General features: G+C 43.0%; 11 protein-coding genes and 1 pseudogene. 3 read left to right on the forward strand and 9 right to left on the reverse strand.

From position 1 onward, the window contains the following. Positions 1-112 precede the first annotated feature (112 nt). The 5 genes from ACWNM1_RS26420 to ACWNM1_RS26440 all read right to left on the reverse strand — a co-directional run bounded on the left by ACWNM1_RS26420 (position 113) and on the right by ACWNM1_RS26440 (position 7,199). The gene (locus ACWNM1_RS26420; RefSeq protein WP_449603288.1) at positions 113-1,630 is read right to left on the reverse strand and encodes a response regulator; all 1,518 of its coding nucleotides are present in this window, start codon (positions 1,628-1,630) and stop codon (positions 113-115) included. Then, positions 1,623-3,359 (reverse strand): sensor histidine kinase, encoded by a 1,737-nt coding sequence (locus ACWNM1_RS26425; protein ID WP_449603289.1) that lies wholly within the window; start codon positions 3,357-3,359, stop codon positions 1,623-1,625. Before ACWNM1_RS26425 ends, ACWNM1_RS26420 begins: the two co-directional genes overlap by 8 nt. 162 nt (positions 3,360-3,521) lie before the next feature. Next, positions 3,522-5,255: an ABC transporter substrate-binding protein gene (locus ACWNM1_RS26430; protein WP_449603290.1), complete on the reverse strand. Its 1,734-nt coding sequence runs from the start codon at positions 5,253-5,255 to the stop codon at positions 3,522-3,524. A gap of 63 nt (positions 5,256-5,318) precedes the next feature. Beyond that, positions 5,319-6,224 (reverse strand): carbohydrate ABC transporter permease, encoded by a 906-nt coding sequence (locus tag ACWNM1_RS26435; protein ID WP_449603291.1) that lies wholly within the window; start codon positions 6,222-6,224, stop codon positions 5,319-5,321. 12 nt (positions 6,225-6,236) lie between these two features. Then, positions 6,237-7,199, reverse strand: a complete 963-nt coding sequence (locus ACWNM1_RS26440) for an ABC transporter permease (protein WP_449603292.1) — start codon at positions 7,197-7,199, stop codon at positions 6,237-6,239. Positions 7,200-7,966: 767 nt separating this feature from the next. Here ACWNM1_RS26440 and ACWNM1_RS26445 point away from each other — a divergent pair. From ACWNM1_RS26445 to ACWNM1_RS26455, 3 genes are all read left to right on the forward strand, one after another. Beyond that, complete coding sequence (locus tag ACWNM1_RS26445) at positions 7,967-8,869, forward strand: stalk domain-containing protein (RefSeq protein ID WP_449603293.1); 903 nt, start codon at positions 7,967-7,969, stop codon at positions 8,867-8,869. A gap of 151 nt (positions 8,870-9,020) precedes the next feature. After that, positions 9,021-9,617, forward strand: coding sequence for an RNA polymerase sigma factor (locus ACWNM1_RS26450; protein ID WP_449603294.1), 597 nt, complete (start codon positions 9,021-9,023; stop codon positions 9,615-9,617). After that, positions 9,607-10,251: a hypothetical protein gene (locus tag ACWNM1_RS26455; RefSeq protein WP_449603295.1), complete on the forward strand. Its 645-nt coding sequence runs from the start codon at positions 9,607-9,609 to the stop codon at positions 10,249-10,251. The genes ACWNM1_RS26450 and ACWNM1_RS26455 overlap by 11 nt, the downstream gene beginning before the upstream one ends. Before the next feature lie 85 nt (positions 10,252-10,336). Here ACWNM1_RS26455 and ACWNM1_RS26460 read toward each other — a convergent pair whose 3' ends face one another. The 4 genes and pseudogenes from ACWNM1_RS26460 to ACWNM1_RS26475 form a co-directional block, all read right to left on the reverse strand. Next, positions 10,337-12,196: a beta-1,3-glucanase family protein gene (locus tag ACWNM1_RS26460; protein WP_449603296.1), complete on the reverse strand. Its 1,860-nt coding sequence runs from the start codon at positions 12,194-12,196 to the stop codon at positions 10,337-10,339. An 882-nt stretch (positions 12,197-13,078) separates the two neighbouring features. After that, a pseudogene (locus tag ACWNM1_RS26465) lies at positions 13,079-13,159 on the reverse strand (RNA polymerase subunit sigma-70); the annotation flags it as partial. 391 nt (positions 13,160-13,550) lie between these two features. Next, on the reverse strand, positions 13,551-14,378 hold the full coding sequence (locus ACWNM1_RS26470; RefSeq protein WP_449603297.1) for a carbohydrate-binding family 9-like protein: 828 nt from the start codon (positions 14,376-14,378) through the stop codon (positions 13,551-13,553). Between the two features lie 12 nt (positions 14,379-14,390). Beyond that, complete coding sequence (locus ACWNM1_RS26475) at positions 14,391-15,413, reverse strand: Gfo/Idh/MocA family protein (RefSeq protein ID WP_449603298.1); 1,023 nt, start codon at positions 15,411-15,413, stop codon at positions 14,391-14,393. Positions 15,414-15,666 lie beyond the last annotated feature (253 nt).

A 15,666-nucleotide genomic window follows, 5' to 3' on the forward strand; every position in this document is an offset into this window, starting at 1 on the left:
TGACCCGTTTAGGACTTGAATGATACTGCTGAATTCCACGCTAGGCGCAGTACAAAAAACAATCGACCCGGTCAAAAGACCGAGCCTTCACTCCTTTTTACCTTATGCGCTTCTACTGTAAAGAATGGGCCTTCCTGTAATCGGAGGGGGAACAACCGACATATTTTCTAAACTTAAAATGAAAGTAATCAACATTAGGAAAACCAACCAACTCTGCTACTTTATATACTTTATATCCCTGCTCCAACAAGGATTTGGCGCGATCCATACGTACTTTATCTAAATAAGTCCTAAAGGGCTCTCCCGTATAATTCCTGAAAATTTTACCTAAATATGCGTTGTTGTAATTAAAGGAATCCGCTAGGCTCTCCAGTTTGAGATTCTTGTGGTAATTCCGTTGAATAAACTCGATCAACTGCTTCAATGAAGTATCTCCATTACTTGATTTAATCTGTCTATTTAAATCAGATAACAACCGTATCGCAAACCTGTTCAGATCAAATCTACTTTGTTGCTGATACAATTGAACGATTCTACCACGAGCATCCTGTATGACATCGTGCTTCGTTGGTAGAGAGAGTAACAACTTGTTTATGACCGTTGAAATGATCTGCGCATATCCGAGCTTCATATCTTGCTCCCTGTATCTGGCCTGAACCATCCCATCTCCCATTGAAATAATACATTTCTGTGCGGCTTCCATATCTCCGACATCTAGAGCGATCAATAATGTTTGAGAAAACTCTTCCAAATCAAGCGGTATCTCCTGCTCCAATGCTGGAAAGTCGGGAGCGATATGCAGCAAGTCTTCACCTGGCATAAAAAAGCGGAAGGCCAAAAGATCTATGCACTTTTGATAAGAATGTACTACATCAGTCAATGAATGTACTGGACTTCCAATGGCGGCACAGAAATCAAGCTCTGAACCAAGTAATTGAATAAGCTCCGAATATAAGGATTTTCGATCCTCTTCCTGGATTATATCCTCATTTAGAAGAACCCCCGTGTAGGAACCCATGGGAACCACTTCTCCACGTCCAGAAGCCTCAAAGTGTTTCTTGAGCAACGCTTCCATTCGGTATAGCTCTTTTTCGGCTGTTTTTTTCTCGCTGGACAGCTCAATCACCAACACCTGACAGGTTTTCAACATCAGGTCATACCGGATGGCATGCTCCGCCAGTTCCGGGGTGACTGTGCCCGAGTGCAAAGCTTGAATCAAACCTATTTTCATCTTCTCCCGATTATCTTCTTGCTCCCTATCAAGGATGCTCCTTAAACGATGCAGGTAATCCAATAATTCATCCTGATCCACAGGTTTCAAAATGTAACTGTCCACTGTATAGGTCATGGCTCTTTTAGCATTATCAAAATCCGCATATCCACTTAATATAAGAAAATGAACATTGGGATCCTGCTTTCGGATCCTCTCGATCAGTTCCAATCCATTCATACCTGGCATACGGATGTCAATGATCATGAGATGCGGCAGCATTGTGTTGTGTTTCTCTATGGCGTCTATTCCGTTGGAAGCCGTATCACAGACTTGGAAACCATCGTTTTCCCAGGGAATTAGTGTTTTCAATCCTTCCCGGATGTACTGCTCGTCATCTACGATCAGAACCTTATACATGCTTATCACCTCCAAGCGGAATTCGAAAACTCACCTTCGTTTCTTGATTGCTTTTGCTGTCGATGTGAAGCCCATATGTATTGCCGTAAGTCAACACAAGACGCTGATGTACATTTCGTAAACCAATCCTATTTTTTTCATCCTCTACGTCTTCCAGGGAGCTTTGCAATGCTTCGAGCTTTTCTTGATATATGCCTATTCCGTTGTCAACAACCTCGATCTGAAGTTCATCTTGAAGGCGTGTCACACTTATGAAAATACAACCCACTTCCATCTTGTTCTCCAATCCGTGGATGACTGCATTTTCGACCAAGGGTTGTATGATCAGCGGTGGAACCGGCACGTTTAGGGCAGCAGGTTCTACATCCATCTTGTAGGTTAATCTGTCTCCAAACCTAAATTTTTGGATTTCCAAATAACAATAAATCATTTCAATCTCACTTTTCAGCGGGATGCTCCTGCTGCCGACCTCCAGATTCTTGCGCATCATTTTCCCAAGCATCTGTACGGTATTGGATATTTCAGCTTCTCCCTTCAAATGCGCTCTCATCCGGATCGATTCAAGGGCATTAAACAGAAAGTGCGGATTGATTTGGCTTGCCAGCATTTTCAGCTTAATTTCAGCTTGCTTTTGCTGCAGCAAGCTTTTTTGCTGGTTAGATTCTTGAATCTCCGACATCAACGCGCGGATACTGCCTACCATCGAATTGAATTGACGGGAAAGTTGGGCAATCTCGTCCTTACCTTCAATCTGCATTGTAATCGTTAAATTTCCCAAAGCTACCTTGTTGATATGCTTGCTTAGGCGCAATAGACGTGATGATATCAACATAGAGAAAAAGTAAACCAGCAAAACTGCCACAAACAAGCTGGCGATGATCACGGACAGAGCCAACATGTTGATCCGATTGGCATCTTTAACAATGGATTCAACGGAATAAATGGAAATAATACGCACTCCATTTAGACTTGATCTTGGCATCAGCTCTTCAATAACAATCTTTGATTTCTTACCATCCACAAGAGCATCGTAGGTTCCTTTGCCGTGATCCATTAACTCAGTATCCAAATGAATGTCCTCCAAGGACCTTCCATTTAGGTTTTCATGATTTGCAGCCACGATATTGTTATAGCTGTCCACAATCATGGTCTCGAAAGGCTCCTGGCTTACGATGGATTCCAACTCATTTGTGCTGATAGCGATTACCAACACTCCGGTTTTATGAGTTTCCAAAAAATCTATTCGTCGGATCAGACACAACTGTTTCTTGTGCGTGTTAACATCCTCAATGAAACTCCACGTAATTAGTCCCCTGGCGTTCATCGCATCTACATACCATGGCATCTGCATGACTTCCGGTGTTGGCTGGTTGAAAATCCAGTTGTTTAGCATCGTAGGATTCTTGATAAAGAAACGAAAATATTCAATTTCTTTGTATAAATCCACGTATTCTTTAAATTTTTTATAGTCATTATACGTTTTGACTACATCATATACGGATGTATATTGAGCGGTAACAACCCTACTCAGCTGACGGTCAAATAACAGACGATAAGATACATCGGAAGGAGAATACAATAAATCCTCCGTCCGTTTCTTCAACCGTTCCACATTCTTTATACTCTGATCTAAGGCGTTATTCAATGCCATTTTCCGCAGTTCTAACGTTAAAAAAAAACCAACTATTATGACCGGAACAAATACAGCAATGATGAAGGATAATATCAATTTGTTCCGTATCCTCATGTTATTTAAGAGGTTCATTATGGCATACATTACTCCTATTAAAAGCATTATTAGTAACATTTACAGCTAACGTTTTTCGAGAATCATTTCTGTCTGTCTAAATTTAAGAGCCTGTATTTTATACAGGCTAATTATAATGTTTAATTATTCATTCCAAAGCTTCACGCGTGCTTGAACCAGCTTCGTATATTCCTTCTCCATCTCTTTCACGCCTGCCTTCTCGATATCTTTCATATAAATATCCCAGATGGCGTCGAATTTTTCAGGTTTCGCAAGAATCGCTTCAGGTATACGTTTCCAGGTAATATCCTTCATTTTCTCAGCCAGCACACTGACTTTGGAGTCAGCTGGAGCAGAAATGTTCCATGCTACACCCCAAGGCTTAACCGGGAATTCAGATTCACCTGGGAATAACTCCTTCCAATTTTTGATGCCGTAGCCTGTTAACACCTCCTTCTCCACATCATTATAGGAAGCTTCAATTTGTTCCGGGAAGTTAGTAGTAATATAGTTGCCTGTGGAATCCTTTACGCCGTCGCCATAGTGCGGACCTATGTTATTATAAAAACCTATACCTGTTTTTTTGGAGAAATTAATGGAATCGTTAATTTTTTGATCATTGATTTCTTGAGGAATTTTTCGCACGCCGTTTTCTACAACGTAATGCATACCCTCAACCCCCCAGTAGGTAAGAACTTGGCCTTCCTCGGAGGCGAGATAATCAAGGAATTTAATGGCACGAACCGGATCTTTGCAAGTTTTAGAGATCGAAATACCGTAACCTGCCATGAAGCCAGTTGACTGGAAAGAATGATCTTTGAATTGTTCATTCAGGGTAACCGGATAATGACCGTAGGCATGATCAAATTTCCCCTCTGCCTTCAAGCTTCTCTCACCGTCACCATACTCCCAGTCTTGGTCGATCAAGCCTAATACGCTGCCTGATGCGATTTTCGCTTTATATTGGTCAAATTTTTGTATGAAGGATTCTCGATCCAGCAGACCGATATCGTTCATATGATTCAACCATCTGAAGTATTCTTTCTCTTCAGGACGTCTGAAGTGATACATTGCCTCATAGGTCTCAGGGTTGATATAATATTCTCCGTCGTCCGGGGCACCGGTAGTAAAGAATGCAGGATTTGTAACAGAGATCAAAATTCTCCAGTCTTCCGCGAGCAGGGATAGACCGATGTTTTTCTCGCCTTTTTCATTGGTCGGATGATTGTCGAGATAGGTTTTGATAGCGTTCTCGAAATCCTTAACTGTTTTGATCTTCGGGTATCCAAGCTCTTTCACGACACGATGCTGAAGCTCGAAACCGCCGGTTGCGCTAAACCCGATACCATCCACGCCTGCATAAGTTGGAAGTGCATAGATACTAATGTCTGTTTCGCTGTAACGCAGGCGCTTCATATATTTCCCATATAGCTTTTTGATGTTAGGGGCATGCTTCTCTATCAGATCGGTCAGGTCAAGGAGTGCATCTGCATCAACCATCTTGTTAATATCGTTTTTTGCACTGATCAAATCAGGATACTCGCCACTGACTGCGATAAGCGATACTTTTTGGGAAGGATCACCTACAGCAAATTCTGCATCCAGGGAAACACCTGTTTTTTCTGTGATGACTTTCCCGATATCATCCCGCATGTCTACCCAGTTCGGATTTGGGTCTTCTGCAAAAAAAGAGAAGGTGATCGGTTCAAGCTTCTCTGAACCTTGCTTGTCATTGCTTCCTTTGTCTGCTCCTTTGCTGGTATTGACGCTTGAATTATTGGCTTCTTCATTGTTATTGCCGCTGCAACCGATCATTGTAATTGTCAAAGATAGGACCAGTATTAGCGTTAATATCATTTTTCCTGTTTTCCCCTTCATCTGTACTGCCTCCCCTGAAAGATATTGATATATGTATAACAGGTAACCCTGTTGATACCGAAACTAGCTCTTCACTGCACCTAAGGTCATACCCTTCACAAAGTACCTTTGCAGGAAGGGGTAGACAATCAGAATGGGTACAGTTACAACGATGGTGATAGCCATTTTTACAGATTCTGGTGAAATTCTATTCATTAGTTGTGACATGTTCGGATCATGTATATCATTGGAACCGACCTGCGTGCTTTGCAGCACCTTCATCAATTCGTATTGTAGGGTAGTTAAATGGCGAGCCGTGCTATTATAAAGAAACGTATCAAACCAGGAATTCCATTGACCCACTGCCAAAAAGAGAGCAACAGTAGCCAACACAGGCTTACAAAGAGGGAGGATTACTCTCCAGTAGATCGTAAAATCATTGGCTCCGTCCAGCTTGGCAGATTCCTGAAGTGCACTGGGCAGTCCGTCTATAAAAGATCGGATGATAAATACATTCCAAGCGCTTACCATACCGGGCAGTACATAAACCCAAAAGGAATTCATCATTCCAAGATGACGTATTAGGATAAAGCCCGGGATCAATCCGCCGGATACATACATTGTCATGACCAGAAAAGTCGAAACCAGCTTTCTTGCCTGAAAATCGGACCGGCTCAGGACGAAAGCGAGCATGGATGAGCTCAGCAATCCTAGTAACGTACCAACAAAAGTTCTGAGCAATGAGATTTTAAATCCGGTAATCAAGCCCTTGAAGGAGAAGATGGCATCGTAGTTTGCCCAAGTCCACTTTCTCGGCCAAAGGTATATCCCTCCCTTGACGGTATCCATAGAATCATTTAATGATATGGCCAGTACGTTTAGAAAGGGGTAAAGCGTAATGACAAACGCCAAAGTCATAAAGGAACAGTTAACAATGTCAAATATCTGATCGGACCTAGAAGCGTTAATAGCTCTGCTTTGTCTGTTCATCTCCCTGCCCTCCTACATAATGCTTTCTTTCGATGTTCTTTTAAATATCGTGTTCGCTGTAAACAGTAGGATCACTGCAACTACAGAGTTGAATATATTAATGGCCGTACCAAAGGAATAACGCCCAAGCTGTAAACCATAATTCAAGGCATAAAGGTCCAAGGTCTCGGCCTTATCAGCAACAATCGGGTTGCTCAACAGGAACTGCTTTTCAAAACCGATATTAATCAAATTTCCGATGGACATAATCAGCAGAATGATAATTGTTGTCCGAATTCCCGGAAGCGTAATATGCCACATTTGTCGAATCCGGGCCGCCCCATCTACTCTGGCCGCTTCATACAGTTCCGGATCAATACCCGTCATTGCAGCCAAGTAGATGATCGAATTCCAACCTGTCTCCTTCCAGACATCGGAAGCTGTCACAATTCCCCAAAACCAGTCTGCTTTCGCCAAAAACTGAATAGGTTCAGCAATAATATGCAGATTCATAAGTAGTCCGTTGATTCCGCCATCAATGGACATCATCTTGGTGATGATCCCAGCTACGACAACCCAGGATACGAAGTGGGGCAGGTACGATACGGTTTGCACAATACGTTTAAACATTTGACGTTGCAGTTCATTAAGCAAGAGGGCAAATAGGATTGGAACCGTAAATCCTGCGAATAACCCCATAAAGCTCATTGCCAGCGTGTTTTTGAGTGCCATGTAAAACCGTTCATCATGGAACAATTCCCTGAAGTTATCAAGCCCGACCCATTCCTGCTTCATGAAAGACTTACCCGGCCGATAGCGTTGGAATGCCATAGTCCAGCCCCAGATCGGGATATAGTTAAATAAGAATACCCAAGCAACAAAAGGTATGGACATCAAATACAAATACTTTTGTTGAACAAGGGTCCTCCAGAACTTACCCGACTTACCCGACTTCCCCCGGGGTTTAAGTGGTTTCGCTACTGTTAACGCTTCCATTTACATTGCCTCCTTTTCTCTGACTTCATGATAATCTCTTGAAATCGCTTATATAACCCAATAAAATAGTGTAATTAATCATGTGAAAACTATATTTATTATTTGAAGAATGCTAGCCTTAAGTTTTATTCTTGAAATTGAAATGTATTTACTAATACCAAAAACCATAGCTTTAGTGCTTTTAAATCTTTTGGATACTTTGCTTTTTTGAGATATCCATGCTTCTTTAAATAAAAAAAGACCTCGTATAAGGTCTCTTTATTGTTAACCTAGGCCTGAACCTTTTGAAGTTCTTTCTAAACGATAATCATTTGTGACAACAATAAACTAGAAGAAGATATTTCCTCTAAAGATGCAAATTGTTCTTGAGTTGCAGCTGAACTATCTTGTGTTCCATATGAAGTATTTCAAATACTTTAGCTTATCTATACTCATGAAAACACTAAAATTTATTAGTAATTATTACGATTTCCGAGTTGATTATAAGTTCATTTGAAAATAATGTCAATCTCAATTCCAACTAAATAAGATACTTACGATATATCTAATCTAGAGACTTTGTCCGTCCTCAGAAGCAAATTGCGTAACAGTTTCGTACTTAAGTCCAATTCCTCTCCAGATTGTGGATGCGCTATATTCTGATGAACATAGTGGTAATGGCTGCTGCCCTGATAAATTTTCATCCTTCACGCAACATTTCCTCTATGCCAGTTGTTTACAGAGTGTAGAACCAAATAAGCGGTTCAAGACGAGAGGAGAACTTAACTATGAATAAATTTTCTACAGCCATTATGGCCTGTACACTTGCGCTTACATTACCGATGACGGCTCTTGCCGCTAATGCACCGAAGAACGGTCTGACTGCCACTCATCAGGAATATCACATTACCGGGAATAAAATAGTGATAAAACTGCAGCCGAAAGTGATCAATAATGTCACCATGGTGCCTGCTCGTGCAGTTTTTGAAGCCCTTGGCTTTACTGTCAAATGGGATGGAAAAAAGAAGGCATTCCATGCTGAAAACGGAGAGAGAGAAACTGATTTCGTTATTGGAACAGACAGTTTTTTTGCCTATAGCACTCATTCCCTTGGTATGACTGCACCCACTTCCCTTGGTACGGCTCCCGTTACCATCAGTGGCTCCGTTTATGTACCTGTGGGACTGTTCCGTATTATACTTGGCAATGACAATGCCGTCGTTGTAAAAGAAGGTAGCATCAGTATTAATGGTGATAAAGTAAGCAAAGACACCGACAAAAAGGGAACAGAGATTCCAAATCCCTATGTGAGATATAATACTGTGGAGGATGCACGAAAGGCAATGGGCGTAGATTTTGCAGTTCCTTCATTGCTTCCGAAGAATTACAAGCAGGACGTTATTTCTATCATAAATGACACTGAGATTAAAATGGCACAGATTGTTTATCAGAATGGGGATAATAAACTGTATTATCGTGTATCGCAAAACCCCGGTGACATTAGCGGTGATTACAACGAATATGAGACCACAAAAACTGTCGCCATAGGAGAGTTAATGATTACACTGAAAGGAAATAAAGGACTTGTCTCCATAGCTTCTTGGGAAGCAAATGGCTTCAACTATTGCTTGATGCCAGATATTGCACTCTCCGTTGAAGAGTTACAAGCTATCATTAAAAGCATCATATAATTCTAATTCTACGCAATTATGCCAACCCGGAATCAGTAGATATTCCGGGTCCCTTGTTTGTGATGATTTTAGAGAAAGTGAGGGTATAATGACGAATAATCCCGTCTTCCTACAAGCGTCCTTTAAATACCTCTTCAGGATTAAAACAAGTTTGAATTCTATCATTTATTTATATCGTCTCTTCTTTGGCCAATATATTAACCTTAGTAGTGCAGCCAGCAATCAGCCAAGACTTAATTCTGATGCGATGCATTCACAAGTCAGAGGCGCTAATATACTGCGAGTGGAGACTACATTAAAGGAGCATGGTGATGCTCTCTTGCGGTTATCCCATTCCTATCTTCATAATATTTGTGATGCCGAGGATATCTTGCAGGAGACCTTACTCCAGATGCTACGGAAAGCGCCGGTTTTTGAATGCCTGGAGCACGAAAAGGCTTGGTTATTGAGGGTAGCCATCAACTTATGCAAAAATAAAATTAAATATAACCAGCGACGACGCTGGGAGGAATTGTCTGAATCACTCTCTTGTGAGATATCGGAGGATCTCACCTTTGTGTGGGATACTGTCGGTTCGTTGCCAGTTAAGTATCGAGAAGTAATCCACCTATTTTATCAGGAGGATATGACTACCAAAAAGATAGCCAAGCTACTCGATAAGCAAGAATCTACTGTTCGTTCCCTGCTACACCGGGCTAGAGGCTATTTGAAAGATGAATTAAAAGAGGTGTATGATTTTGAAGAATAAGTATCAGCAGGTGCAGGAAATGATCTATGTAACACCAGAAATGGAACAACGGGTTTTGGCTCATTTAGCCCAGGCAGAGCAAAGTATATCCAAGGCGAAGAAGCCCGTTATGCCCCGTATTTCTCTTAAGTTTGTGATTTCCATTGCAGCCTGTTTAGCCCTTGTGGTTTGTTTTATGACGGTTAAGCCTTTTATAATGAAACCGGACACTCCTATACCACCTTTACTAACTACCTCACCCGTTATAGATTATGAGAGCCCGTCCCAGCTGTCTGAAAATCTTCCCTTTCAGCTTTATATGCTTTCGAGTTTATCTAAAGAATATACACTGGAATCCAGTTCGATTCTGTTTGAGAGAACCGCCCAGCTGATTTACTCAAGCAATACTGACAGAATTAAGTTCCAGATGACAGAAGGAGCGCTGGATGAGAGCGGAGATTTTACTGAATATAAGCAAATCAAGATTGTTCCCTCAGACCATGGTGAATTGACCATTAAAGGAAACAACGACCTATTTTCTGTTGTATCATGGTCGCAAAACGGTTTTTCCTTCTCAATTTCCACCAGTAAGCCCTTGTCACTAAAGACTATGGTTGGATTAGCTGAAAGTGTTGCTCCATACTCATCCCAATAATAATAGAGGTGGGCACATAGATGTGTCCGCCTCGTATTACATGGGTTCATTCATCCAGAGAACCGCCCGAAAGGGTGCTTATCTTCTACCAGGCTACAGTGACAACCATGGCTTTAGGACTTGGAGTATGAAGCGATGGGCTGAAGTCACGGACATCATCATAGCAAAAGCCGTAGGCCAACCGATCGATACTGTGGTCATGCCAGAACTTCACATATTCGTTGGAAGGTGCTGTTTTAAAGAAATAACTTTCATTTCCCCAGTTTGTTGGGTCAACCGCAAGCAGCAGGTGTCTGTTGATTGCCGCACACAGTTGGGCCTGGATCGCCAGTTCAACATCGGTAATCGATGCTGGTTGGCCAGCACTTCTTCTGTCAAAGGCACCTTTGCCTTCCAATACGTCAGGAGTTGTCGGTTTATCCACATAGTATTGGTACGGCGTGAATCCGCTGCCGTTATTCGCATCTTTTTTGAATACGAGCTTGTCGGTTCCCGGCATCACATGCCCGCTGTAGGTTACCAGATTGCCTCCACCGACAGGGACGGAAAATACCAGTTCTTTACTGCGGTAAGTATTCCAGATGTCGTTAATGTAGGCATCAAAAAAGTGTGTATTATCTTCACCGTTTACGGGGTGTCCAAATGAGCCTTTGCCCGGAGCCAGAATCCGGTATGGAGAGTTTGCCAAGGAATCGAACTTGTCGGATACCTCGTTCTTGTAGGCGGCATAAATGGCCGCACGGGATTCCGTTTCGCCGACAGTACGGTTGTAACCGTCGTGTCCGATCAATTGCATTTTTAGCGGGAACCCGAATTGATCCACTCTTGTTGTGTTGCCATGGAATCCGTTTGGACCCAAATTGAATTCGATAAAATCAAAATAAACCTTCTGGTTGGCGTCCGTTGGGGAGTTGATATCCGGTCCCTGATATCCAAGACCGACGATATTTCCGGCGCCATCCAGAGCGTCAACCGTGCGGATTAATACAGGCTCACCATAGCTCACATAGAGCCTTGCAGATTCGATATCCGGGATGGAGACCCAGCTTACGTCGCTCAGCTTATGGAAGTAGTTGGTGTAATAATCGTTCGTATTATTGCCGTCTTGGTTATTCTTGTAATAGGTATTATCCGTCCGTTTCATTTCGACTAGGCTGCCGGTTGCATCCACGTGGACGAATTTTCCTGTTTGATAGGATTTGCCGACAATCTGCCAGTAAACCTGGCTGTCTGTGTATTGGCCTTTGCTGTCATTTTTAATCTGGATGGTCAAGCGGTTGCTTCCGACCGGCACATCCGGCCCTCCGCCCGTATTAATGCTGTATGCCGAAATCGCTGCTGAAGAGTCAAAATAACCGGTTTTCACGGCTATGGCCTTGAGGGTCTGGCTTTGCGACACTTGGATGGCTCCGGTGTATAGTGCGGACTGGCGGGTGGGTGCGCTGCCGTCGGTGGTGTAATAAATGGCGGCATCGCTTGGTACAGCAGAGATAGTAACATTCTGTGCTGAGGTGTAAGTGCCTGCACCTGGGCTAAACGTTGGAGCGGATAATGTTGCCGGATTTTCTCCTCCGCCTTGTCCGTAGGTGTAAGAAACCTGTGCTGTGTCGGTTGCTCCTCCGGTTGCTTCATTAAAATAGGTAAATGAGTATTTAATGACATCATTCGCAGCTAATGCAACAGGAATTTTATATTCATAGTTGCCTGTAGCTGCATTTTTTTGCATGGAGATATTCTGCTGAACACCTGTTTGACTACCGGAGGTGATGGTGTAATGTACATCCAGGAATCTCAGCGTTAAGCTGGTCTGAAACCAAATTGTGCCTGTGGAGCCGGTCTCACTTATGCCGGCAGTGTAGTCACCCGCCGCATTCACCTTCGTACCGACCAGCGGCAAAATAGCCAGCGCCAGCGTTAACCAAACTGTAAAGATTTTTTTAAACATAATTAGCCTCCGTTTCTTTTTCTTACTTCTATTTTCACTTCACCATCAGCGAATCGCGTCCATTCCCGATGAATTCCCAGAAAATTTATTCATTGGAATGAACGAAACAGAGTTTCGGGATTTCTTTGTGTTTGTTTCGCAAAGCTATTATATGCCGGGAAAATAGCCTTACTATACATTCATCTACATAAATCAATGATTTTTTACGAAAATTAACGAAACAGTTGGTTTCCAATGCACTGTGGACGTATCAAGATTGAGCATTTGATCGAGGTCAGGACAGCGGGGATAAATCGTTATGTGAAGCGGTAACCCGTACTTGTAAAACTGTTGCACATCAAAAACTCTGCAGATTGTATTTGGAGCGCGCCCCTTAAAATAGACATTGGAAAAACCCCAGGTTAAATGTAATTCTAGGATGTACATTTTTTATGCCACAAAGAAAGGTCAGAAGTTTAAGCTTAGAGATACATGAGTCTGAATGAGAAAGCATCGGACCAAAAGACGTAGAGATGCACACAGGTTGAAACCGAGCATGAACGAGAACTGCGTCGTTTGTATTGGAGGTAAATGTCCTGAAAAAGTGCTTACAAATCTTGAATCGGGAGGGTTGAGGAAGAGATATGTCGTCATCGGCGAGCTTAAGCAAACCATAAGCGAACTCTGCAGAGTTCCGAGGATCAGTAGAAGTGGTTACTATGCCTAACTGAAGCGCAAGGACTGACGGACGTAAGATCAAAACTATTTATGAGCAACGTATTGCATAATACCTTCAGCATTAACTATTCTGACTGAACAAAAAAGCAACTTCCCTGTTGGCAAGTCGCTTTTTAAATGATCTATTATGAATTTCTAAATATTATCTATTTCCCGCTGCGTCTACTCTTCTCCACCTGTATCCAGTCCAAACCGACCAACGACAACTTCCTTTTCCCGATCATCCATAATATCGAGATTACGATAAGAAAAAATATTTTTCTGAAAAGAAAATTTTGTTGTTAATGATGATATCTATCTCACCTTCAATATCGGCAAGTAGTTTAAAGTTTTTTGCTACAACTAATTCTCTCAATTTCCTTATCATTACCTAATGAAAAATGGAAGACTATATTTACTTTATCGGACAATAAGCCCATATTTTCCATCAGCTCCTACAATAATTTGAATGTTAGTTTCCCCAGCACTCTGAAGATTTTTGTTGGAAACTTTGCTATTGTCGACATCCTAAACCTATGTATAATTTGACATGATATCAATCTCGTTTCCATTTTACTAATTTTCCTAAAAACGACAAAAAACCTCCACCCCCGTATATGCGGCTTTGGAAGTTAATCATTGACGCTGCGTTTCGCAGTTACTCTAAGTACAGAATCCCAAAATCACAGCTGCTATGAAATTCTGGTTTGTTCGAATGAACTTTGCTCCATGTTCCAAAGTGCGGATAGGTGGTATCGTCGCCACACTTGTAAAAGTTTCCTCTTATCCTTTTTCCAGGAATTGCCCGAAAGTCCGAAAAATAAGATTGTACCCAAGCCCATGAGATCGAAAAGCTTAATTCCCAATACACTTCCCCTTGATCATTGACTTGATCCGTGGTGGATAGGATGTGGAAAATTGCCGGATTGATAGTGATTGGAAAGCGATCATACCGATCCGCTCCTATCTGCAAGAGAACTGCGCCATTCGCATTAAATTCGAAATTCAAATAGCGCTGGTCCGAATCCGGAGTCGGCTGAAAAAAGAACTCGATGCAGCTATCCTTATACACGGGATCATTCATGTTTCTATATGTTCGTATTGGATTCTTTTCGTAAACCTTAAACTGAAGCTTCAGATCCTCCTGACTGTAATTTAATCTTGCTGTAACGACCGGGTTATACCCTTTAAGCCATTGATACTGCTTGATGATCTGGACTTCTTCTGTATCTGAAACATCCGTCTGATTTGTCAGGCGGGGAATTACTAAGGTTTCCAATTTTCTTTCCATGGTCCATTCCCTTCTGTTCGGAATCCCACTGAGGCTGACACAGCAAAACAACCCCATTAATTCCAATACGCAGTCTCGATCCCCGAGATTTCGTACGGCTGATGTCGGATGCCGTCCTTCACATGGGTGTGGACGATATATTTCCTTCAGCAGCCGTACACCATGCACCGGGTCATCCCCTGTTACCATCACCATGTTGGTCCACCCTTATTTCACACAAGGTAACGTAATGCCTTCATGGATCGCCCGGTCGGCCAGGAGTGCGATCTCCATCGCTCGGAAGGCATCCTCCATTGCCGGTATAGCGGGCAAGTTATTCTCCAGCATGGACAGGAAATAGTCCAGTTGGGCACCCGTAGGCTTCACGGAGAAGTCCATATTGATCTGCCGGACCGTTCCTTTCCGTTGGTCTTCGACCTCGACCAGATTTCCTAAATGCTGATCCTCTCGTGGTCGATCGTTCTTGTAGATGATGCGGATCCGGCCAGCGGGTCCGATGAATTCCTTCCGGTTATCAGTCGGAATCCCCTTGCCCCATCCCGTCTCAAAGTAGCCGATGGAGCCGTCCGACAGACGGAGGGTCATGAGTCCGTAATTGTAAGTGTACGGCGGGACTTCTTCGTAGAGACGCTGCCCGATCCCGTTGACGCTTACCACGTCCGCCCCTGTAGCCCAACGCATCACATCGATATAATGGACGCCGCAATCCACGATCGGCGAGACGTCCCGGAGCAGGGATAAGTGGGAATCCCAATTTTTGGAGGGCTTTAATTGGGATAACCGGATGACCAAGGGAAAGCCGATGGCTCCCTCCCGGATCATCTTCATAACCGCCTGGTACGTGGTGTTATGGCGAAGGATGTGACCAATCAGGACCTTGGTTTTGGCTCCACGGGCCAGCTTCATGAATTCCTGCGTTTCCCGTGCATTGCCCGCCATCGGCTTCTCGCATAGGATATGCTTCCCTGCAGCGAGACAATCTTTTGCGATCTCCAGATGGGAGGACGGGTACGTGGCGATAATGACCAGATCCACATCGTCACGCTCGATCAAGACCCGGTAATCCGTGCTCCAACACTCGGCTCCGTATTGACTTGCCACTAAGGAGGCCCTGTCCCGGTTCCAATCCGCCACGCCGATCAACCGGACCCGCTCCTGTCGAGATATCGCGTCCAAGTGGAGAGCCCCCATATAACCGCAGCCTATCACGACCGCCCCGTACCTTTTCATGATGCATCCATCCTATCCTTCTCACTCGCAGAGGTTATTTTATGTTGATCCAAACTCCTTGTTGGGAGAAACCGAAGACTCCCTACAGCGTCTAGTCTTCTTGGGCATTGATGACTTACCATTCTTCATGCATATCCTTCTCTTACATTTGTATTATACCGGATTACTACAGAATAACTTTTATCTAGTTATGATACCTTCTTACCTTTATTATATAAGAATGATGAATAGTTTTATTTAGCTAAGAAAGTTA

The sequence above is a fragment of the Paenibacillus sp. Marseille-Q9583 genome (assembly GCF_976954365.1).

Bases quoted from the DNA above. Each gene is read 5' to 3' on its own strand.
- ACWNM1_RS26430 (WP_449603290.1), bottom strand. From the start codon at position 5,255: ATGAAGGGGAAAACAGGAAAAATGATATTAACGCTAATACTGGTCCTA.
- ACWNM1_RS26420 (WP_449603288.1), bottom strand. From the start codon at position 1,630: ATGTATAAGGTTCTGATCGTAGATGACGAGCAGTACATCCGGGAAGGA.
- ACWNM1_RS26475 (WP_449603298.1), bottom strand. From the start codon at position 15,413: ATGAAAAGGTACGGGGCGGTCGTGATAGGCTGCGGTTATATGGGGGCT.
- ACWNM1_RS26460 (WP_449603296.1), bottom strand. From the start codon at position 12,196: ATGTTTAAAAAAATCTTTACAGTTTGGTTAACGCTGGCGCTGGCTATT.
- ACWNM1_RS26470 (WP_449603297.1), bottom strand. From the start codon at position 14,378: ATGGTGATGGTAACAGGGGATGACCCGGTGCATGGTGTACGGCTGCTG.
- ACWNM1_RS26440 (WP_449603292.1), bottom strand. From the start codon at position 7,199: ATGGAAGCGTTAACAGTAGCGAAACCACTTAAACCCCGGGGGAAGTCG.
- ACWNM1_RS26445 (WP_449603293.1), top strand. From the start codon at position 7,967: ATGAATAAATTTTCTACAGCCATTATGGCCTGTACACTTGCGCTTACA.
- ACWNM1_RS26435 (WP_449603291.1), bottom strand. From the start codon at position 6,224: ATGAACAGACAAAGCAGAGCTATTAACGCTTCTAGGTCCGATCAGATA.